At 43.2% G+C, this 19,582-nt stretch carries 21 protein-coding genes and 1 pseudogene; 12 read left to right on the top strand and 10 right to left on the bottom strand.

The window, feature by feature from the left end:
* The first annotated feature begins 4 nt into the window (after nt 1-4).
* From LVY74_RS07705 to LVY74_RS07680, 6 genes are all read left to right on the top strand, one after another.
* Nucleotides 5-541: a F0F1 ATP synthase subunit delta gene (locus LVY74_RS07705; protein ID WP_237814591.1), complete on the top strand. Its 537-nt coding sequence runs from the start codon at nt 5-7 to the stop codon at nt 539-541.
* A gap of 41 nt (nt 542-582) precedes the next feature.
* The gene (atpA, locus tag LVY74_RS07700; protein ID WP_111894938.1) at nt 583-2,127 is read left to right on the top strand and encodes a F0F1 ATP synthase subunit alpha; all 1,545 of its coding nucleotides are present in this window, start codon (nt 583-585) and stop codon (nt 2,125-2,127) included.
* 73 nt (nt 2,128-2,200) lie between these two features.
* Nucleotides 2,201-3,070 (top strand): F0F1 ATP synthase subunit gamma, encoded by an 870-nt coding sequence (gene atpG, locus LVY74_RS07695; RefSeq protein WP_237814590.1) that lies wholly within the window; start codon nt 2,201-2,203, stop codon nt 3,068-3,070.
* Between the two features lie 29 nt (nt 3,071-3,099).
* On the top strand, nt 3,100-4,494 hold the full coding sequence (gene atpD, locus LVY74_RS07690) for a F0F1 ATP synthase subunit beta (protein WP_237814589.1): 1,395 nt from the start codon (nt 3,100-3,102) through the stop codon (nt 4,492-4,494).
* Nucleotides 4,495-4,521: 27 nt separating this feature from the next.
* A complete protein-coding gene (locus tag LVY74_RS07685; protein ID WP_237814588.1) occupies nt 4,522-4,941 on the top strand; it encodes a F0F1 ATP synthase subunit epsilon in 420 nt (139 codons plus the stop codon).
* Between the two features lie 201 nt (nt 4,942-5,142).
* Complete coding sequence (locus tag LVY74_RS07680; protein WP_237814587.1) at nt 5,143-5,451, top strand: hypothetical protein; 309 nt, start codon at nt 5,143-5,145, stop codon at nt 5,449-5,451.
* Here the strand turns inward: LVY74_RS07680 and LVY74_RS07675 are convergent.
* On the bottom strand, nt 5,448-5,891 hold the full coding sequence (locus tag LVY74_RS07675) for an ATP-binding protein (protein WP_237814586.1): 444 nt from the start codon (nt 5,889-5,891) through the stop codon (nt 5,448-5,450). The genes LVY74_RS07680 and LVY74_RS07675 overlap by 4 nt on opposite strands.
* 222 nt (nt 5,892-6,113) lie before the next feature.
* On the opposite strand from LVY74_RS07675, the gene adhP reads away from it, so the two are divergent.
* A complete protein-coding gene (gene adhP / locus LVY74_RS07670) occupies nt 6,114-7,145 on the top strand; it encodes an alcohol dehydrogenase AdhP (RefSeq protein WP_237814585.1) in 1,032 nt (343 codons plus the stop codon).
* A 52-nt stretch (nt 7,146-7,197) separates the two neighbouring features.
* Here adhP and LVY74_RS07665 read toward each other — a convergent pair whose 3' ends face one another.
* The 4 genes from LVY74_RS07665 to LVY74_RS07650 all read right to left on the bottom strand — a co-directional run bounded on the left by LVY74_RS07665 (nt 7,198) and on the right by LVY74_RS07650 (nt 10,313).
* Nucleotides 7,198-7,491 (bottom strand): RcnB family protein, encoded by a 294-nt coding sequence (locus tag LVY74_RS07665; protein ID WP_151708423.1) that lies wholly within the window; start codon nt 7,489-7,491, stop codon nt 7,198-7,200.
* A gap of 220 nt (nt 7,492-7,711) precedes the next feature.
* A complete protein-coding gene (locus LVY74_RS07660; RefSeq protein WP_151708424.1) occupies nt 7,712-8,257 on the bottom strand; it encodes a glutathione peroxidase in 546 nt (181 codons plus the stop codon).
* A gap of 70 nt (nt 8,258-8,327) precedes the next feature.
* The gene (locus LVY74_RS07655; protein WP_237814584.1) at nt 8,328-9,092 is read right to left on the bottom strand and encodes an AraC family transcriptional regulator; all 765 of its coding nucleotides are present in this window, start codon (nt 9,090-9,092) and stop codon (nt 8,328-8,330) included.
* A gap of 9 nt (nt 9,093-9,101) precedes the next feature.
* Complete coding sequence (locus LVY74_RS07650; protein ID WP_237814583.1) at nt 9,102-10,313, bottom strand: MFS transporter; 1,212 nt, start codon at nt 10,311-10,313, stop codon at nt 9,102-9,104.
* A 123-nt stretch (nt 10,314-10,436) separates the two neighbouring features.
* Here LVY74_RS07650 and LVY74_RS07645 point away from each other — a divergent pair, with 123 nt between their 5' ends.
* Together LVY74_RS07645 and LVY74_RS07640 are read left to right on the top strand one after the other, a co-directional pair.
* Nucleotides 10,437-11,084, top strand: coding sequence for a TetR/AcrR family transcriptional regulator (locus LVY74_RS07645; protein WP_111894947.1), 648 nt, complete (start codon nt 10,437-10,439; stop codon nt 11,082-11,084).
* A 101-nt stretch (nt 11,085-11,185) separates the two neighbouring features.
* A complete protein-coding gene (locus LVY74_RS07640) occupies nt 11,186-12,094 on the top strand; it encodes a DMT family transporter (protein WP_237814582.1) in 909 nt (302 codons plus the stop codon).
* Here the strand turns inward: LVY74_RS07640 and LVY74_RS07635 are convergent.
* Nucleotides 12,091-13,437, bottom strand: a complete 1,347-nt coding sequence (locus LVY74_RS07635) for a GPI inositol-deacylase (protein ID WP_237814581.1) — start codon at nt 13,435-13,437, stop codon at nt 12,091-12,093. The two genes, LVY74_RS07640 and LVY74_RS07635, sit on opposite strands and share 4 nt — an antisense overlap.
* A 199-nt stretch (nt 13,438-13,636) precedes the next feature.
* Between LVY74_RS07635 and LVY74_RS07630 the strand changes: the two genes are divergently transcribed.
* Together LVY74_RS07630 and parE are read left to right on the top strand one after the other, a co-directional pair.
* Nucleotides 13,637-14,233 carry a YqiA/YcfP family alpha/beta fold hydrolase gene (locus tag LVY74_RS07630; protein WP_237814580.1) on the top strand — a complete coding sequence of 199 codons (597 nt, stop codon included), beginning with the start codon at nt 13,637-13,639 and terminating at the stop codon, nt 14,231-14,233.
* Between the two features lie 4 nt (nt 14,234-14,237).
* Entirely contained in the window at nt 14,238-16,118 is a 1,881-nt protein-coding gene (gene parE, locus LVY74_RS07625) for a DNA topoisomerase IV subunit B (RefSeq protein WP_237814579.1), read from the top strand.
* A 32-nt stretch (nt 16,119-16,150) separates the two neighbouring features.
* On the opposite strand, the gene LVY74_RS07620 is transcribed toward parE, so the two are convergent.
* The 4 genes and pseudogenes from LVY74_RS07620 to alc form a co-directional block, all read right to left on the bottom strand.
* Nucleotides 16,151-16,390: a putative hemolysin gene (locus LVY74_RS07620; protein ID WP_237814578.1), complete on the bottom strand. Its 240-nt coding sequence runs from the start codon at nt 16,388-16,390 to the stop codon at nt 16,151-16,153.
* Nucleotides 16,391-16,493: 103 nt separating this feature from the next.
* A pseudogene (locus LVY74_RS07615) lies at nt 16,494-16,598 on the bottom strand (DNA repair protein); the annotation flags it as partial.
* Nucleotides 16,599-16,641: 43 nt separating this feature from the next.
* On the bottom strand, nt 16,642-17,145 hold the full coding sequence (locus tag LVY74_RS07610) for an ureidoglycolate lyase (protein ID WP_237814577.1): 504 nt from the start codon (nt 17,143-17,145) through the stop codon (nt 16,642-16,644).
* A complete protein-coding gene (gene alc / locus LVY74_RS07605) occupies nt 17,142-18,149 on the bottom strand; it encodes an allantoicase (protein WP_237814576.1) in 1,008 nt (335 codons plus the stop codon). The genes LVY74_RS07610 and alc overlap by 4 nt, the downstream gene beginning before the upstream one ends.
* A gap of 196 nt (nt 18,150-18,345) precedes the next feature.
* Here alc and hpxO point away from each other — a divergent pair, with 196 nt between their 5' ends.
* Nucleotides 18,346-19,503, top strand: a complete 1,158-nt coding sequence (gene hpxO / locus LVY74_RS07600; RefSeq protein ID WP_237814575.1) for an FAD-dependent urate hydroxylase HpxO — start codon at nt 18,346-18,348, stop codon at nt 19,501-19,503.
* Nucleotides 19,504-19,582: the final 79 nt, after the last annotated feature.

Below are 19,582 nucleotides of genomic sequence, written 5' to 3'. Positions count from 1 at the left end.
AAACATGGCTGAACTCTTGACGTTGGCACGCCCGTACGCCAAAGCAGCATTTGCTTACGCTTCTGAGCAAGGTGCAACTGACAATTGGTCGAATGCGTTACAAGTGCTCAGTGCTGCGGTGCAAGACGAAGCATTTTCCGCTTATTTAAATCGCCCTGAGCTTACTCCTGTGGAGCAAGTAGAGCTTTTTGCTAAAGTTTTAGGTGAGCAACAAACGCAAGCTGTGTCAAATTTTTTGACATTGCTTGCTGAAAACGACCGTTTGGCGTTGCTTCCTGAAATTGCAGCAGAATATGAACAGCTTAAATCACAGAATAACAACACGGTTGATGTCGTAATTGAATCGGCATTCCCGTTAACTTCTGTTCAGGAACAGTTGCTTGCACATGCGTTAGAAAAACGTTTTAACGCAGCAATTAATGTTTCTGTTGAAGTAAATCCTGCGCTCATTGCAGGAGTTGTGATTCGTGCAGGCGATCAAGTGATAGATGACTCTGCGCTTAACAAGCTTGAAAAAATGCGGACTCGTCTTCTTGCCTAAAGCAAAAAGACTGAACTATTAAAAGATTGAGGAATAGCGCAATGCAACAACTGAATCCATCCGAGATCAGTGCGCTCATTAAACAGCGTATCAGCGATCTGGACACCAGCGCGACCGCTAAAAATGAAGGCACCATTGTTATGGTGTCTGACGGTATCGTGCGTATTCACGGTCTTGCTGATGCAATGTACGGTGAAATGATCGAATTTGACGGCGGCTTATTTGGTATGGCACTGAACCTAGAACAGGATTCAGTGGGTGCCGTTGTTTTAGGTAACTACCTAAGCCTTCAAGAAGGTCAAAAAGCTCGTTGTACAGGTCGTGTATTAGAAGTTCCAGTTGGTCCTGAACTTCTTGGCCGTGTCGTAGACGCTTTGGGTAACCCAATTGATGGTAAAGGCCCTATTGATGCAAAACTGACTGATGCTGTTGAAAAAGTAGCACCAGGTGTAATTTGGCGTCAGTCTGTCGATGAACCTGTTCAAACTGGTTATAAATCAGTTGATACCATGATCCCTGTTGGTCGTGGTCAGCGTGAGTTGATTATTGGTGACCGTCAAACTGGTAAAACAGCAATGGCGATCGATGCGATCATCGCTCAGAAAAACTCTGGCATTAAATGTGTATACGTAGCAATTGGTCAAAAACAATCGACTATCGCTAACGTTGTACGCAAGCTAGAAGAAACTGGCGCTATGGCGTACACCACTGTTGTCGCTGCTGCGGCTGCTGATCCTGCTGCAATGCAGTATTTGGCTCCGTACTCTGGCTGTACAATGGGTGAATACTTCCGTGACCGCGGTGAAGATGCGTTGATCATTTATGATGACTTGTCTAAACAAGCAGTTGCGTATCGTCAAATTTCATTGCTTTTACGTCGCCCACCAGGTCGTGAAGCATACCCAGGTGACGTATTCTATCTTCACTCACGTCTTCTTGAACGTGCTTCTCGTGTATCTGCTGACTATGTTGAGCAATTCACGAAAGGTGAAGTTAAAGGTCAAACTGGTTCATTAACTGCATTGCCAATCATTGAAACGCAAGCAGGTGACGTATCAGCATTCGTACCAACTAACGTAATTTCGATTACTGACGGTCAGATCTTCCTTGAAACTTCGTTGTTTAACGCAGGTATCCGTCCTGCTGTAAACGCGGGTATTTCTGTATCGCGTGTTGGTGGTTCTGCTCAAACCAAGATCATCAAAAAATTGTCAGGTGGTATCCGTACTGCTTTGGCACAATACCGTGAATTGGCAGCGTTTGCTCAGTTCGCTTCTGACCTTGACGAAGCAACTCGTAAGCAACTTGAACATGGTCAACGTGTAACTGAGTTAATGAAGCAAAAACAATATGCTCCTTACTCAATTGCAGACCAAGCTGTTTCAATTTATGCATCTAACGAAGGCTATATGGCTGACGTTGAAGTGAAGAAAATCGTTGCATTTGATGCTGCGTTAATTGCTTACTTCCGTTCAGAACATGCTGCGTTAATGCAAAAAATCGATGAAACTGGCAATTATGACAAAGACATCGAAGCTGCATTCAAAGCAGGTATTGAGAGCTTCAAAGCGACTCAAACTTACTAAGTTTTTAGTTAGGTTTGGTTCACGGATCAACCTTCGGAAGCCCGAAAGGGCTTTCGATTACTAGGTTAAGCGTATGGCAAATTTAAAAGAAATTCGCGCCAAAGTAGCTAGTATCAAGAGCACGCAAAAGATTACTCGCGCGATGCAAATGGTAGCTGCTTCTAAAATGCGTCGTGCGCAAGAGCGCATGGCTCAGGGCCGTCCGTATGCCGATAATATGCGCCGTGTAATTGCTCACTTGGTACAAGCGAATCCTGAATATAAACACCGTTATATGGTTGACCGCCCAGTTAAGCGTGTTGGCTATATCGTTGTGTCTTCGGATCGTGGTTTGGCAGGTGGCTTGAACATTAACTTGTTCAAGAAAGTTGTGCAGCATGTCAAAGCACAACAACAGCAGTCAATTGAAGTTGAATTTGCTTTGATTGGTCAAAAAGCGGTTTCGTTTTTTAAGAGTTACGGCGGTAAAGTGCTCGGTGCTACGACCCAAATTGGTGATGCACCAAGTTTGGAACAGTTAACTGGCTCAGTGCAAATCATGCTTGATGCATTTGATAAAGGCGAATTAGATCGTATCTACCTCGTTTCAAATGGTTTCGTCAACGCAATGACACAACAGCCTAAAGTTGAACAACTAGTTCCTTTAGCACCAGCTGAAGAAAGCGATGACCTCAACCGTCAATATGGTTGGGATTACATCTACGAACCAGAAGCAGAAGAATTGTTAAATGGTTTGTTGGTTCGCTATATCGAGTCTATGGTTTATCAGGGCGTGATCGAAAACGTTGCCTGTGAGCAGTCTGCACGTATGGTTGCAATGAAAGCAGCAACTGATAACGCAGGTCAGCTTATTAAAGACCTACAACTCATTTACAACAAGCTGCGTCAAGCCGCGATTACTCAGGAAATTTCCGAGATCGTTGGCGGTGCCGCTGCCGTTTAACATTATTAGTTTGAATTGAGGAGACAGCAATGAGTAGCGGTCGTATCATTCAGATCATCGGCGCGGTTATCGACGTCGAGTTTGAACGCACTAGCGTTCCTAAGATCTATGACGCTCTCCATGTTGATGGTACTGAAACTACATTAGAAGTTCAGCAACAACTTGGTGACGGTGTTGTTCGTACCATCGCAATGGGATCTACTGAAGGTCTTAAACGTGGTCTTACAGTAACCAGCACAAATGCACCGATTTCTGTTCCTGTTGGCCCAGCAACGCTTGGTCGTATCATGGACGTTTTGGGTCGCCCTATTGATGAAGCAGGTCCAGTTGCAACTGAAGACCGTTTGCCAATTCACCGTCAAGCACCTTCTTATGCTGAACAAGCTGCTTCTACTGACCTTTTAGAAACTGGTATTAAAGTCATCGACTTACTTTGCCCGTTTGCTAAAGGTGGTAAAGTTGGTCTATTTGGTGGTGCGGGTGTTGGTAAAACCGTAAACATGATGGAATTGATCAACAACATCGCAAAAGCGCACTCAGGTTTGTCTGTGTTCGCTGGTGTTGGTGAGCGTACTCGTGAAGGTAACGACTTCTATCACGAAATGAAAGATTCTAACGTTCTTGACAAAGTAGCAATGGTCTACGGTCAGATGAATGAGCCACCTGGTAACCGTTTACGCGTAGCGTTGACTGGTTTGACCATGGCTGAATACTTCCGTGATGAGAAAGATGAAAACGGTAAAGGCCGTGACGTATTGTTGTTCGTTGACAACATTTACCGTTACACATTGGCTGGTACCGAAGTATCTGCACTTCTAGGTCGTATGCCATCTGCAGTAGGTTACCAACCTACACTTGCAGAAGAAATGGGTGTTCTTCAAGAGCGTATTACGTCGACTAAATCTGGTTCGATCACTTCGATCCAAGCGGTATACGTACCTGCCGATGACTTAACTGACCCATCGCCTGCAACGACATTTGCTCACTTAGATGCAACAGTAGTATTGAGCCGTGACATCGCATCTTCTGGTATTTATCCAGCGATCGATCCACTTGACTCAACTTCACGTCAGTTAGACCCATTAGTTGTTGGTACTGAGCATTATGAAATTGCACGTTCTGTACAGAACGTATTGCAACGTTATAAAGAGCTTAAAGACATCATCGCGATCTTGGGTATGGACGAATTGGCTGAAGAAGATAAATTGGTTGTTTACCGTGCGCGTAAAATCCAACGTTTCTTCTCTCAACCGTTCCACGTAGCTGAAGTATTTACTGGTGCTCCTGGTAAATTAGTACCACTTAAAGAAACGATTCGTGGCTTTAAAGGTCTATTAGCTGGTGAATACGATCACATCCCAGAACAAGCGTTCTATATGGTTGGTGGTATTGACGAAGTGATTGCTAAAGCCGAGAAACTTTAATTAGCTACTCTAATTTAGGAGATTCTCATGGCGACTATGCAATGTGATGTCGTAAGTGTGAAAGAGTCGATTTACTCTGGACAAGTTACGATGTTAATCGCAAAAGGTGCAGGTGGTGAGCTAGGTATTTTACCTGGACATGCACCGCTTGTAACTTTACTCCAACCTGGCCCGATTCGTGTTCAGTTGGAAAATGGTACAGAAGAAATCGTCTATGTATCAGGTGGTGTTTTAGAAGTTCAACCTCACGTTGTGACTGTGCTTGCAGATACTGCAATCCGCGCGGACAACTTGGACGAAGCTGCAATTATGGACGCGCGTAAAAACGCTGAACATTTGCTTGCGAACCAAAAAAGTGATTTGGACTCTGCTGCTGCATTGGCTGCACTTGCAGAAACTGCTGCTCAGCTTGAAACTATCCGTAAAATCAAAAACCGCGCGCAATAAGCAGCGGTTGGAGATTGAAAAAGCCACTCGAAAAGAGTGGCTTTTTTTATGCATGTGTATTTGAAATGAAGTATTTTGGCTAAATTATCTGTACTGGTGAATCAGACTGTATTGTGTAAAATTTAAAAGGCTTATGCCAAGGTCGAGCCTGAATTTGTCTTATTTTATGGTATAAGAGAAGTCTATGCTGTCAGGTTAAACATGATGAAACTTATTGAAATCGAACCTCATTTTTGGGAACTATATCAGAACCAAGATCAACTCTATTTAAGCGTCAGTGTGGATAATAGTGCAGCAACCTATAACTGGGATTTGCACCTGACACAAGCACAGCAACAAGCGTATCAGCAACAGGGACGAGAAAGTATAGTGGAGCTTGCCAAACAAATTGTGGCTGCTGTTTTTCGTGGTGATTTTTCATTTGTGGAACAATACGCAACGACTTTAGAAGAACAAAATGCCATGTTGGCTGCATTTAAAATATGGCGCAATCTGCAAAAAAATGATTAATCTTGATACTGAATCGAAAATTTTCCCTCAGTGCTGCTGATTTGTACCTGATAAATTTCGTCAAATCCTTCACTCAACTGGGGCGCTTGTAAACGTCGATGTGTGGCTCGCACGCCTTTTTCAGGAATAAGAGCTTTACCTTGACGTTGCAGATTGCGTGTTAAAGCACCTTCTAGAGAAGTTTGAAAATAATAGGCAATGATTTGAAAGCCCGCTTGTTTAGCTTGATGGATATATCGAGCACGATCTTCAGCAGAAACATTGGTGTTATCAATCACGCATTTTGTTTTAGAGGCGAGACAAGCTTCAAAAATCAATTTTTCCCGATGCCGAGTTTTCAGCATGTCTAAATTAATACGCAAATGGGTATGATAAAAATATTGTTGGTAAAATGTAGATTTCCCTGATGCCTGAATTCCAATAAAAATAATGAGTTGCATACTTTATCTAATTTTAAAATCTTATTGATGATGTATTAAAACATGGTTCATTGAACTAAGTATTTTATTTAAAAAAAGATTTCAAATGAGCTAATCTGAGATTATTCACATAAAACCTACCAAATACCTACCCAAACTACTTTAGGTTATTAATGAGAATGATTATTAAGTTCATTGAAAACTTTCAACATTCTTGATCAATGCAATAATAAGGAAAATAACATGGGAAGCACAATGAAAGCTGCTGTTGTCACAGCATTTAATCAACCCTTAGAAATCCAAGAGGTCGCTATTCCAAAAGTCAGTGCTGGTAAAGTACTGGTCAAAGTGATTGCAACAGGTGTATGCCATACCGATCTTCATGCCATGCATGGTGACTGGCCGATTAAACCAACTGTTCCATTTATTCCTGGGCATGAAGGTGTTGGTGAAGTGATAGAAATTGGTGAAGGAATTTCACATCTCAAAGTGGGGGATAAAGTTGGAATTCCATGGCTATATTCAGCTTGTGGGCATTGTGATCATTGTTATGCGGGCTGGGAAACTTTGTGTAAAGAGCAGCAAAACTCAGGCTACTCCGTTAATGGCAGCTTTGCGGAGTATTGCCTTGCTGATGGTGATTATGTCGGTGTAATTCCAGAAGGTGTAGATTTATTGGAAATTGCACCAATTTTATGTGCTGGCGTAACTGTCTATAAAGGTCTAAAAATGACAGAAGCCAAGACGGGGGATTGGGTCGCAATTTCAGGAATTGGTGGTTTAGGACATGTTGCGGTGCAATATGCTAAAACAATGGGCTTCAATGTTGTCGCAATTGATGTGGATGATTCCAAACTTGATTTGGCAAAAGAACTGGGTGCAGATGTTGCAATTAATGCGCTCAAAGTGAATGTCAAAGATGAGGTGATTAAAGCCACAGGAGATGGCTGTCATGGTGTGTTGGTGACGGCAGTTTCTCCGAAAGCCTTTGAGCAGGCGGTTGCTATTGTACGTCGTGGCGGTACGATGGTGCTCAATGGCTTACCTCCAGGTAAGTTTGATCTGTCTATTTTTGATATGGTACTGGACGGAATTACGGTACGCGGTTCGATTGTTGGAACACGTCTAGATTTGAAAGAAGCTCTGGATATTGCAGCGCGTGGTAAAGTGAAGGCACATATCAGTGTTGAGCCACTCGAAAATATTAATGATATTTTTGAGCGCATGGAACATGGAAAAATTGATGGTCGTATTGTGATTGATTTAGCGCTTTAAGCCATAATAAAAACAGGGTGCATGATGCACCCTGTTTTTATTTTTTAGATAATTAATAATGAACGACTTTAACGACATGATGGTTGTTGGTGTTGATCAATACATATTTATGGTCGACTTTATACCACTGTTGATGACGTGCTGGACGTGGTAATTTTTTGAAGTGACGGTAATCTACTGCGTGCGCACGTTTAAAATGAGCAGGTGGTGCAGCATGACCAACACGCCACTCTGTAGTTGTCACGGTCTTTTTCACATAGTGTGGGTCATTTGGATGTGCAAACACTGAACCAGCGGCTAAAGTTGCAGATACCGTTAAAATAATTCCTTGGACTAAACGTTTCATTGAATTCTCCACATGTTATTACTGTTGTTTCGATAGTTTTATTTAAGCAGATTCGGGAGATAAGCCAAGATGGATTTTGTTGGGACAATTTTAAAACCATGAACAGACCATGAAAATATCCCTGACTAATGTAAACTTAGATTAATTGCTTAGTATTTATGAAAAGATAAATCAATAAAAAATAGAGTAAATCTGCTTGGATTTACTCTATTTGAAAATTTTATTTGGCAAGTTCAGCTTCAATTGCACTGACAATACGTTCATCATCGGCAGTGATGTCTGGTGCAAAACGTGCCACGATGTCGCCATTTTTGCCAATCAGGAATTTCTCAAAGTTCCAAAGAATTTCAGGTTTTGGATTTGGTGTTAAGCCATATTCAACCAAATCTTTCCACCAAGGGCCTTCACCAATACGCTCTGGTTGTGCCGCAATCAGTGCTTGATAAAGTGGGTGTTTATCTTCACCAGCAACTGAAATTTTTGCGAATAGTGGGAAATCAACTTGATAATTCAGTGAGCAGAACTGTTGAATTTCTTCATTGGTACCTGGTTCTTGTGCCAAGAAATTATTCGCAGGGAAGCCCAAAATCTCTAAACCTTCAGCTTGTTTAGCCTGATACAGTTTTTCCAAGCCTTCGTATTGCGGGGTTAAACCACATTTAGATGCAACATTAACGACTAACAAGACTTTGCCTTGGTACGGTGCAAGTGTTGTGGCTTCACCTGTAATGGTGTTTACAGGAATTTCATAAATAGACTGGCTCATGATGCAATCCTTAAAAAGTAGACTAATGTTTTAAAATGATTTTTTATTAAAAACAAGCAGATTTACGTGACTAGCGTTCCAAGCGCATTTCCGCAGGGGTTTTTCCCAAGTAACGCCGAAAAAATGCAATGAAACTGGAGCTATGGCGAAAACCAAGCAAGTAAGCAATCTGCTTAATGCTTTGCCCTTGTTTCAGCAAACATACTGCATGAATAATTTTGGCACGGTTACGCCATTCGGAAATGGGTAATCGCAGTTCTTGCTGACTTAAACGTAACAAATGTCGTTCGCTGATTTGAAAAGGGGCAAGCAGATTTTGAATTGAATGCTGAAAATTGGATAGCTCATTCAGCTTTGCCAAAATAGGCTGTAAAACAGGGTGGCTACTTTGCGGAAGATAATGATCATAACTGTCGGCAAAGCGAAGTTGATCAAAAATTACCTGTAATAGATGCTGATATTGCTGCGGGTAGTTGTGGCGGATCAGCAGTGCTTCTTTGACCAAAGCATGGAGCAGGGGGCGAGTGACCAAGGTTTGACACTGTGGAGTGAGGTGTTGCGCCAAATCAGGATGAATACGAATACAGATAAAATGCGTGACATCTTGATTAATCGCAAGACAACCATGTTCTGTCTGTGGAGGTAGCCACAGCCCATAATTGGGCGGGGCTAGGTAGAGTTCATCTCGGATTTGCAGTTGTAAAATGCCATCCAGACTAAAATTGAAGTCGCCCCACAGACAGCAATGCATCGAAATCTGTTCGTTAGCCTGAAAGAAGAATTCATGGATTTCAATCAGGTCACTTAAGTTTTTCAGATTTGATGCATGGGTCATAAGCAACTCTCAGGATTCGCAGCTCACTTTTGGATTGTTTAATCCTCGGGTCAGGGTAAATAAAGCAATCAGTGCCAAGATAATAAAACTGAGCACACTATAGATCAGGGTACTTTCATTATAGTGATCAACCACGATGCCACCAAATAATGAACCGACCGCAATCATCACCTGAAACATCCCTACAAATAAAGGCATACCTTTTTCTACCGCATCACCTGCGTGCAGGAACATCCAGATATTGGCTGTGGTCGGGAATGCGCCAAACGCAAAGCCCCATAATGCCGTTAAAGTCAGCGCTCCAAATAAGCCAGTTGCAAAGATAGGGAAGCTGAAGAAGACAATCGCAAAGCATAAACCCACAAAGGCAAGGGTATAACGAATATTGAGATTTCCGCTATAACCTGCAAAGGCATTTCCAAAAATTCCTGCAATACCGTAGAGCAACAATAGACTGCTAATGGTTGAACTACTAAAACCTGCAATATGCTTGAAGAACGGTGCGAGATAGCTATAGGCACAGAAATGGGCTAAACCAATCAGTAGCACAATCACGATACCATGTCGTGCCTTGCTGACCCGAAGTAATGCAGGTAAATCACTGAAACGAATTGCTGATTCGGGTAACAGTTTAGGTAAGCAAAAGACTTGTAAAATCAGGACTAAAAATCCAATTGCAGCATTGATGGCAAAGGCACTACGCCAACCGTATAAGCCACTTAACCAAGTCCCAATTGGCACACCCAATACAGTTGCAAAAGTAACACCAGTCATGACGACTGCAGTGGCTTTGGCAATTGGTAACTGTGCAGGTGCAAGTTTGCCACTTAAGGCGATTGCAGTTGCCCAAAAACCACCAATCGAGATCCCTAAAACCAAACGACTGAGTAGCACAATATGAAAATTGCTGGCGAGTGCGGTAATGGTATTGGCAAGCACCATAATTGCCGTAAGCACAATCAACACATAGCGACGGTCGAGCTGCTTAAACCAAACAGGGAGTAGTGGTGCGGCAAAGGCAGCCATCACCCCAGGTAAGGTAATCACCAAACCTGCTGTGCCTGTGGAAATCTGTAAATCGCTGGCAACATTATTTAAAACGCCAACGGGTAAAAATTCACTGGTGACTAACACAAAAGCAGCAATGGCAACCGTCAAAATGGCGAGCCAACTGCCTTGAGTGGGGGAAGATTGCTGTTCTGAGACCACGGAAGTGGGCATAAAGGCATCCTGTTTTAACAATAAGAATTAATTTTATAGTGATCACTATAAAATAAAATAGTTGAAGAAAATGCTCCCGTCAATTAATTTATAACGGTTGCTATAAAAATGGTTATTCCCTGTATGACAGAACACCCTACAGATTTGGCGATACAAGACACGGATGTCCAAATCAAAAAAAAACGTGGTCGACCAAAGTGTTTTGATGAACAGCAGGCATTGGAAAAAGCCATGTTGTTGTTTTGGGAACATGGTTATGAAGCGACATCAATCAGTGACTTAACACAGGCTCTACACATTACTGCCCCGAGTCTATACAGTTGCTTTGGTGACAAAGCCTCATTGTTTTATCGCTGTATTGACTATTATTTGGAACATGAAGCCTGTCCGATTGTGCCGATTTTTGAGCAGGCAAAAACAGCAAAAGTTGCTTTCGAGATTTATTTATATAACCACTTACAACGCTTGTTGCAGCCCAATAAACCTGCGGGATGCATGCTGATTGTTGCTGCTGTCAATTGCTCGGAACAAACCCATGATGTACAGCAGAAAGTTTTAGAGAAGCGCCTGAAAGAAAAGCAGAAATTGCAGCAGCGTTTACAACAGGGCATTGTGGATGGGGACTTGGCGGCCGATACACCGATTGATGAAATGACTGATTTTTATGCCACTGTGATTCAAGGTCTGACCCTGCAAGCGCGTGATGGCTCGACACAGGAACAATTGCATAAAGTGGTTGAGCATGCGATGCGGGTTTGGGACTTATTTTAAGCCATGTCGTGTTTACGATATTGATGTCGGATTTACAGTATTTCAATCAAATCCGCCGTTCGGCACAATAGTCGTCTGATCCATGATGAAGAGAAAATGTGATGCAACAACGCCAAATAACCCCGTGGTGGGCATTGGTGCTGCCCTTATTGGCTGTACTGATTTGGTCACTGAATATTGTGGTGACGCGGTATGTTTCGGACTTCATTTCACCTGTCAGTATTAGTTTTTATCGCTGGATGATTGCTTTCGTGTTACTGACCCCGTTCATGCTGCATCGGGCATGGCAGGTGCGGGCACAGGTCCGTCAGCATTTGGGGCAACTGGCGATTTTGGGTGCATTTGGTATGGTGTTGTATCAGGGCATTGCCTATACCGCATCGCATTATACCTCTGCGACCAACATGGGCATTATTAATGCCTTTATTCCTGTATTTACCATTTTTGTGTCGATGCTATTGCTTCGAGATATTCCCAATCGCTTTGCGTTGATTGGAAGTGCCTTGTCATTTTTTGGATTGCTGTATGTGATCGGACAAGGGGATTTTTCAGCTTTGTTAACATCAGGACATCATTTTGGTGATGCGTTGATGGTCGTCGCTGTATTTCTCTATGCATTTTATGGCGTATTTCTGAAAAAATGGCGTTTGAATTTGCCTTTGATGGTCAGTGTTTATCTGCAAATTGCGTTTGCTTTGCTGTTTCATCTGCCGTTTATTGCGTATTTGGGATTGGATGCTCTGAATAGCAAAAATGTGTTAAGTGTAGTATATGCAGGGGTGTTTCCATCCTTGTTTGCACCAATTTTATGGATGTTGGCAGTGCAACATTTAGGGCCAAATCGAACCAGTATTTTTATGAATCTTATGCCTGTGTTTACCGCAGTGATTGCGCTGATTTGGTTGCATGAGCAATGGACGATTTACCATACGCTAGGTGGTGTGATGATCTTGTTGGGCATTGCACTGGCGCAGAAGAAAAGCGTGAGTAAGGTGTTAAAACAGGTTTAGTCTTCGCCTTGCATTTCAAGCAGGCTTTCGAGTTCATAAATTCCCAAATCTACCACATGACGATGCAGAAAGTTTTGTTCTGGCAGCTCAGGATTTGGGTATAACCAACGGGTAATTTGTTCAGCAACACTCGAATGATATTGGATTTCAAAATGATTTAAGCCATAAAACACGGCTTTATGAGCATCTGGAACATTTAAGTTAAAGCGTGGATTGGGGTGTTCGCCAAGCGCACTTTTCACGCTCACCAAGTAATCGCCAATAATCGATAAGGTTTTGGTTTTAATCTTTTTAAATTCCATTGTACCCGCAACCAAAAAGGTGTTGATATGGGCAGGCAAGGGAGCGGGTTTACGGCTGTCATCCATTGAACCAATACGTATGGATAGATGTTCCCAGTCATCATCACGGACACTGCCATAGCGCAGATCTAAAATACCGTTACTGCGAAAGTTGACCACATGACGGGCAATTTTAACGAGCGGAAACCGTCCAAGCCGCTCTTGCAGGCGAAAACCAAAACGCTCTAGGGCTGCACCATGATGTGGTGAACCAATACAAATCAGGTTTTGACTACGATGAAACCAGTGTTTTAAATCTTGTTTGCCATAAAATAAGGCACTACGGCAGACCAGTCCGCCCATACTATGCCCAATCAGATCAATCGACTGAATACGAGGATTACGTTCGATCAGGTCTTCAAGCAAATTGGACAAGCTACGTCCATTGGCTGAAATCCTTCGTCCAGTATTGTAGTTGAGATATAGCATGGTATTGTAATCACGCTGTGCCAGTAGGCGTTCACCAATCCCTTCATAGCCATGATTTGACCAATAACGATGGCTCATACATAAACCATGCACAAAGATGACTACACGTCCACCCACATCTCCTTTTTGGATGGCACCATAGTGGTCGTAGAGAACCATCGGCAAGGCAAGGGGATTTTGTTGCAATAAAAAATAATCACCCGCAATCCCATTTAAAATACTGAGTGCTTCTTGAGCAATTGGACTCAGTGCTTTATCGCGCATGTGTGGATAATGTTGCAGAATATGTCTTAAACATGGCGCAAGAAAGCGACTTCCATATTTCTTAAGCAAATCATAAACCAGATGGTTAAACTGATGAATGATACAACTGCGCTGTAAGCGCTGCGCACGTTGCTCATCAATCGCGAGTAGACTCGACAATAACTCTGTTTGAATATCATGCATTAAGCCATACAAGTTTTGTGTCGGCGTTGTCAAAAGTTGTGCAAAACCTTCCAGCAAGTCAGCTTGACTGGGTGGGGTGTCATCCCAACGACAATAAGTCTCATGTAGCGGCGTTAAACTTGGCATAGTCTTTGATCTCTCTATAACTGTGCTAACCAAGTATTGTCTGGTACTACGGCAATAGTTTATGGTTTTGCTATGCTTTACCATACGCAATTTTTACGCAGGCTGAGCGGGCTTTTGTCCTACAAGACCAGTTTAAATCATCATAAATGGTCATGCGGGGAATGATGTAGATTTAATACAAAATTGATGGTTGATTAAGATGAATATTATTTATTTACATGGTTTTCGTAGTCATTCTTATTCTATAAAGGGGCAACAGCTTAAACAATACTGCCAGCAAAATCACCCTGAGTACAGCGTTCATTTACCCGATTTGAACATGCCACCGTTGGAAGCACTGGCGCATATTTCAGGCTATATGCAGATGCTCGATGATGTGGTTCTGGTGGGGAGCAGTCTAGGGGGCTTTTATGCAACCCATTTAGCACTGCAACACAACTGTCCTGCGGTATTGATTAATCCTGCTGTGCATCCTTATCCTTTGTTTATGCGTTTGTTTGGTCAAGGGCAAATCCCATTACAAGTCACAGCCGACTGGACACTGGATGAACCACAGTTGCAACAGTTGGCTGCCATGGATATCCCTATTGTGCAAGATGCCAGCAAATTGTTAGTGTTATTGCAACAAGGCGATGAAGTCTTGGATTATCGGGAAGCACAACGCTATTATAATCAGGCTCAAACCCCCAGTATGATCATGACAGAAGTGGGGGGAAATCATGCCATGGAAAATTTTGCTGATAAAATTCCCATGTTGCTGACTTTTTTAGCCTTAGCGATCACAAAGGAAAAATAATCACGTGTCACAATATACGGCTCAATCCCTCGAAGTTTTATCTGGTCTAGATCCTGTACGTCGCCGTCCGGGAATGTATACCGATACCACGCGTCCAAACCATCTTGCGCAAGAAGTGATTGATAATGCGGTGGATGAAGCTTTGGCAGGGCATGCCAATCAGATTAGTGTCACAGTCTTTGAAGATGGCTCACTCTCGGTTCAGGACAATGGTCGCGGTATGCCTGTCGATATTCACCCTGAATATGGACAAAGCGGGATTGAGATCATTCTGACCAAGCTGCATGCAGGCGGTAAATTCAGCACCGACAACTACCAGTTTTCAGGTGGCTTGCATGGGGTCGGGATTTCAGTGGTCAATGCCTTGTCCAACCGTGTTGAAGTGGATGTGCAGCGTCAGGGCAATCTCTACAAGATGGCTTTTGAACATGGCGAGCCTGTTGCACCGCTTGAAGTGCTTGAAGGTAAAGCGCCGAAACGTGCCACAGGCACACTGGTACGTTTTTGGCCAGACAGCAAATATTTTGACAATCCGAAATTTGCTTTAAAAGCTTTAAAACATAACCTGAAAGCCAAAGCAGTTTTGGCGGCGGGTTTAAAAATTTGCTATATCGATAAGATTAACAATGAAAAAATCGAATGGCAGTTTGAAAATGGTCTGGTCGACTACTTGATGGATGAACTGCAAGATCGTGAGATTTTGCCACAGCCTGCCTTTGTTTCGCGTGGAGATGCAGAACGTGCCAGTTGTGAATTTGCCGTGTGCTGGAATGTTGAAGGTGGCGAGCAGATTCAGGAAAGTTATGTCAATCTGATTCCAACGGCTCAAGGCGGAACCCATGTCAATGGCTTGCGTTCAGGCGTGACCGATGCACTACGTGAGTTTTGTGAGCTTCGTAACTTGTTGCCACGTAACATGAAACTTTCCGCAGAAGATGTCTGGGATGGCGTGAACTATATTCTGTCGCTCAAGTTCCAAGAACCACAATTTTCAGGGCAAACCAAAGAGCGTTTGTCGAGCCGTGAAGCGGCAGGGATTGTGCAGAATATTGCCAAAGATGCTTTTGCTTTGTGGTTTAACCAAAATGCAGAAACTGCAACTCAACTGGCTGAAATGGCAATTGCCAAAGCAGGTCGACGTTTAAAAGCGGCCAAAAAAGTTGAGCGTAAACGCATTGTTTCAGGGCCCGCATTGCCAGGGAAACTGGCGGACTGTGTTGGGTTAACCCGCGAAGAAAGTGAATTGTTTATTGTCGAGGGGGATTCTGCAGGGGGCAGTGCCAAGCAAGCCCGTGACAAGAATTTCCAAGCGATCATGCCGATTCGCGGGAAAATTCTGAATACATGGGAAGTGTCTTCTGACGAAGTTTTGGCATCACAAGAAGTCCATGATATTGCGATTGCGATTGGTGTAGACCCAGGCAGTGATGATTTATCGGAATTGCGTTACGGAAAAATCTGTATTCTTGCCGATGCCGACTCGGATGGTTTGCATATTGCAACTTTACTCTGTGCTTTGTTTGTGAAGCATTTTCCTGCTTTGGTGGAAGATGGGCACTTGTTTGTCGCCATGCCACCATTGTTCCGTGTCGATGCTGCTAAAGACGTATTTTATGCACTTGATGAAGATGAATTGGAAAGCATTTTAGCCAAAATCAAAACTAAAAATCCGCAGATCACCCGCTTTAAAGGGTTGGGTGAGATGAATGCGAGCCAGCTTCGTGAAACCACGATGGATCCGAATACGCGCCGTTTGGTACAGTTAGATCTGGATGATGCTCAATTCACAGCCAGTTTGCTGGATAAGTTACTTGCCAAAAAACGTTCTTCAGATCGTAAACATTGGTTAGAGCAAAAGGGTAATTTAGCTGATTTGGCAGTTTAAGCACAGTAAAAAGAGGGCAGTTGCCCTCTTCTTTATGGATGAGTTTGTCGGTATAAGTCCCATTCATCCTGCTCTTGCCCATTGGGTAATTTACAGTTGGACGATTCATTGCCAAAAGCATCTTTGAGGTGGTGTAATTTACCGCCTTGCTCTAGGCAATATTTACTGGCAGGGTTTGCCATCGCCAGTTGTTTTTCCGAAGGATTACTGCTACATGCTGCTAAAAATGCCGTTGCAGTGGCAAGGCTCAGTACAATCAAATTTTTCATCATAAACAAGAGTTGGCACACTAAACAGGCTTTCTACTATAGCCAATGGAGCTTGCAGAAGTTTTATGCTTTTGCAAAGACTAAGTAGGGAAAATGTAGAAACATGTTATTCAATCGACATGTCGGTATGCCAAAGGAAATAACCGCCATACTGATTCATTTTAAATTCACCACCTGCGGATTTGCCTTGTTCAGTGAGTTGGTGTTTTCCAGTAATTTAGCAGACAGGCTGCCGAAACAGCCTAACTAGAATCCTATTCTTGAATCAGTACCGATTCAGGGAACTTGAACACATCACAGTTGTGACCTGTACCGAGTCGGTCAACCACAGCAAAATCACTTGGACTTTCCAAAGTCAGAAGTGGGTGATGCCATGTTCCTGCACGATAATTCACGCCTTGTGTACCATCTGACATAAAGGCGCGAATACGCTGTAGATCAGGCTGTTCAGCATTTAAATTGGGACCAACCACAATCAGGAATTTTTGTCCCTGCATTGGAATAAAGGCTTGTGAGCCAATTGGATGTCGTTCCAGCATATCAATCTGCAATGGCAAAGTTGTGGTTTTGATATTGCGGAAAATACTGATGCCAATCTTGCCTGTTGCGTCGCTTTCAGTTTGTACCAATGCGTGATAACGCTCGGTATGTGCATCATTGATATGAAAAAAATCATGTCCTGCACAGCCGATCACTTCGCCGAATTCGGCGAAGCTTTCAATGCTTAACGGTTCAATCTGAACGGTGATTTGACTCATCCTGTGACTTTACCCCATAAACGAATACGGCTAATGCCGCCATCTGGAATCATGTTGACGCGGATATGTGAGATTTTTTCATGCGCCAAAATTTCATTGATATAGCTGTGCACATGATCCATTTGCATGTCTTGTGCTTCCAGTAAAAATGGCCAGAACATGCTTTGCGGGATTAATTGTGGATCGGTGGCATCTTCTACATAGACGGCTTGAATTGACACTTGTGCAGGGAAGTTGCCTTTAAAGTGAGCCGTATCAATCTCAATTTTTTCAATAGCGCCTGCCTGTCCTAACGCCAACACGCACCAATCAAAACCAGGCGCGCGGCGGCGTTTGGTTTCCCAGCCATCACCCATGTTGATACCACGCCCTGGGTTGATCAGGTTACGTGGGTGACCATAGTGTGCATCACTAAATGCAATCACACGTCCGCCATTTTCCAGTGCCAGCAAATCGAGAGTTTGCTCACTGTCTTTAAGCTGAATTTGCACTTCACCATACACGCGCAAACGCGCTACACCACCGTCAGGGAAAATGTTCAGGCGAATATGGGTAAACACCTGATCTGATGCAATCTCAAAAATATGATGCTGACTTGAACCTAAAACACTGTTGGGCAGCAAACTGTGCCATTCAACCTGATCAAGTTGATCATCGGGTGCGTAGCAAGCTTCTAGTGCAGCTGATGCAGGATAGTTGCCTGTAAAGAATGTGGTGTCGATGTCTAGCCCTGAAATCTTGCCTGCCACACCGAGTTTAACGATACACCAGTCGTAGCCTGTATGACGTTTACGGCGGGTTTCCCAACCATCCATCCATTTGCCATGATCATCAAATTTGTCTTCGACAAAAATCGGCGCATCGGCATTGAGCATGCGTTTTGCTTCAGCAAAAAATTCATCAGAACAGTCAATGATCGTGGCACCAATACGTGCATCGGCAAGGTTGGTCAGGTGAGTCAACTGCGTTGGTAGTTCAAAAGCAGGCGCAAGTAGGGTAGCCATGTATTTTTCCTGTGGGGTGTTTTTATGTCGTGAAATAAAATCCTTTGCCTATACTAGCATTGTTGATTATTTAAAAAAGAGTGGCAAAAATGTGGCAGTTTTGCAGGAATTGAACGAATTCAGAGCAAAATAGTTGGTATGGCACGTTTTTGGCATCAAAAATAAAACAAACGGTATAAATATACAGGAGCTATAGATGGAAATTGTCATTATCGGTGCTGGTATGGGGGGGTTAACCACAGGAATTGCACTAAAAAGGTTCGGACATAAAGTAACCATCTATGAACAAACACAAAAAATTCTTCCCGTTGGTGCAGCGATCTCTTTATGGTCAAATGGCGTGAAATGCCTGAACTATTTAGGATTATCTGCTCAAATTGCCAAACTGGGTGGGCAAATGAATGATCTGGCTTATGTCGATGGTTTGACAGGGGAAACCATGACGCAATTTAGTTTGCAGCCGCTCATTCAAGAAGTCGGTCAGCGTCCGTATCCTGTATCGCGCGCCGATTTACAAAACATGCTTATGGATGAATTTGGTCGTGAAGATATTCATTTGGGTAAACGTATGGTGGCCTTGGAGCAACAAGCGGGCAAGGTGAAGCTGCAATTTGAGGATGGTGACGAAGTTGAAACCGAGCTGTTGATTGGGGCAGATGGCACACACTCGATTACCCGTGCTTATGTACTGGGTGAACAGGTTCAGCGCCGTTATGCAGGCTATGTTAACTGGAATGGACTGGTAGATATTTCTGAAGATTTAGCACCAGCAGAACAATGGACAACCTATGTCGGTGAGGGCAAACGTGCATCATTCATGCCCGTAGCCGATCAGCGTTTCTATTTCTTTTTAGATGTGCCATTACCTGTCGGTTTGGAGAATGACCGCAGTCAGTATCAAAACCAACTCAAAGAATATTTCAAAGGCTGGTGTCCACAGGTTCAAAGCTTGATTGAACGACTTGATCCGCAAAAAACTAATCGGGTTGAAATTCATGACATTGAGCCATTTTTGAAGTTCTATAAAGGGCATGTGGTTTTGGTGGGCGATGCCGCACACAGTACCACACCTGATATCGGACAAGGTGGCTGTCAGGCGATGGAAGATGCGATTTATCTGGCACGTGCCTTACAGGTCAATACTTTGGGCATTGAAGATGCTTTGTCCCGCTATCAGGAAAAGCGCAATGAGCGTACCAAAGAAATGGTGTTACGCGCACGTAAACGTTGCGATGTGACCCATATGAAAGATGAGGAAACTACCCAAACATGGTACAGCGAACTGCGTCAGGAAGAAGGGCCGCATATTATGCAGGGTATTATCAGTAATATCGTGGGGAATGTATTGGATTAATACGCATCACAAAACAAAAAATCACTCTATAAAAAAAGATGCCTTGAAGGCATCTTTTTTAACAACTAGATCAAGCGAT

The organism is Acinetobacter sp. ME22 (assembly GCF_022012315.1).
GTDB lineage: Bacteria > Pseudomonadota > Gammaproteobacteria > Pseudomonadales > Moraxellaceae > Acinetobacter > Acinetobacter brisouii_A.
Note: the sequence above shows the minus strand (reverse complement) of the source record. Positions and strands in the feature narration are given on the sequence as shown.

What these genes read in the sequence shown, in the direction of transcription:
- LVY74_RS07705 (WP_237814591.1), top strand. Translation starts at nt 5, where the DNA reads ATGGCTGAACTCTTGACGTTGGCACGCCCGTACGCCAAAGCAGCATTT.
- atpA (WP_111894938.1), top strand. Translation starts at nt 583, where the DNA reads ATGCAACAACTGAATCCATCCGAGATCAGTGCGCTCATTAAACAGCGT.
- atpG (WP_237814590.1), top strand. Translation starts at nt 2,201, where the DNA reads ATGGCAAATTTAAAAGAAATTCGCGCCAAAGTAGCTAGTATCAAGAGC.
- atpD (WP_237814589.1), top strand. Translation starts at nt 3,100, where the DNA reads ATGAGTAGCGGTCGTATCATTCAGATCATCGGCGCGGTTATCGACGTC.
- LVY74_RS07685 (WP_237814588.1), top strand. Translation starts at nt 4,522, where the DNA reads ATGGCGACTATGCAATGTGATGTCGTAAGTGTGAAAGAGTCGATTTAC.
- LVY74_RS07680 (WP_237814587.1), top strand. Translation starts at nt 5,143, where the DNA reads ATGATGAAACTTATTGAAATCGAACCTCATTTTTGGGAACTATATCAG.
- LVY74_RS07675 (WP_237814586.1), bottom strand. Translation starts at nt 5,891, where the DNA reads ATGCAACTCATTATTTTTATTGGAATTCAGGCATCAGGGAAATCTACA.
- adhP (WP_237814585.1), top strand. Translation starts at nt 6,114, where the DNA reads ATGGGAAGCACAATGAAAGCTGCTGTTGTCACAGCATTTAATCAACCC.
- LVY74_RS07665 (WP_151708423.1), bottom strand. Translation starts at nt 7,491, where the DNA reads ATGAAACGTTTAGTCCAAGGAATTATTTTAACGGTATCTGCAACTTTA.
- LVY74_RS07660 (WP_151708424.1), bottom strand. Translation starts at nt 8,257, where the DNA reads ATGAGCCAGTCTATTTATGAAATTCCTGTAAACACCATTACAGGTGAA.
- LVY74_RS07655 (WP_237814584.1), bottom strand. Translation starts at nt 9,092, where the DNA reads ATGACCCATGCATCAAATCTGAAAAACTTAAGTGACCTGATTGAAATC.
- LVY74_RS07650 (WP_237814583.1), bottom strand. Translation starts at nt 10,313, where the DNA reads ATGCCCACTTCCGTGGTCTCAGAACAGCAATCTTCCCCCACTCAAGGC.
- LVY74_RS07645 (WP_111894947.1), top strand. Translation starts at nt 10,437, where the DNA reads ATGACAGAACACCCTACAGATTTGGCGATACAAGACACGGATGTCCAA.
- LVY74_RS07640 (WP_237814582.1), top strand. Translation starts at nt 11,186, where the DNA reads ATGCAACAACGCCAAATAACCCCGTGGTGGGCATTGGTGCTGCCCTTA.
- LVY74_RS07635 (WP_237814581.1), bottom strand. Translation starts at nt 13,437, where the DNA reads ATGCCAAGTTTAACGCCGCTACATGAGACTTATTGTCGTTGGGATGAC.
- LVY74_RS07630 (WP_237814580.1), top strand. Translation starts at nt 13,637, where the DNA reads ATGAATATTATTTATTTACATGGTTTTCGTAGTCATTCTTATTCTATA.
- LVY74_RS07620 (WP_237814578.1), bottom strand. Translation starts at nt 16,390, where the DNA reads ATGATGAAAAATTTGATTGTACTGAGCCTTGCCACTGCAACGGCATTT.
- LVY74_RS07610 (WP_237814577.1), bottom strand. Translation starts at nt 17,145, where the DNA reads ATGAGTCAAATCACCGTTCAGATTGAACCGTTAAGCATTGAAAGCTTC.
- alc (WP_237814576.1), bottom strand. Translation starts at nt 18,149, where the DNA reads ATGGCTACCCTACTTGCGCCTGCTTTTGAACTACCAACGCAGTTGACT.
- hpxO (WP_237814575.1), top strand. Translation starts at nt 18,346, where the DNA reads ATGGAAATTGTCATTATCGGTGCTGGTATGGGGGGGTTAACCACAGGA.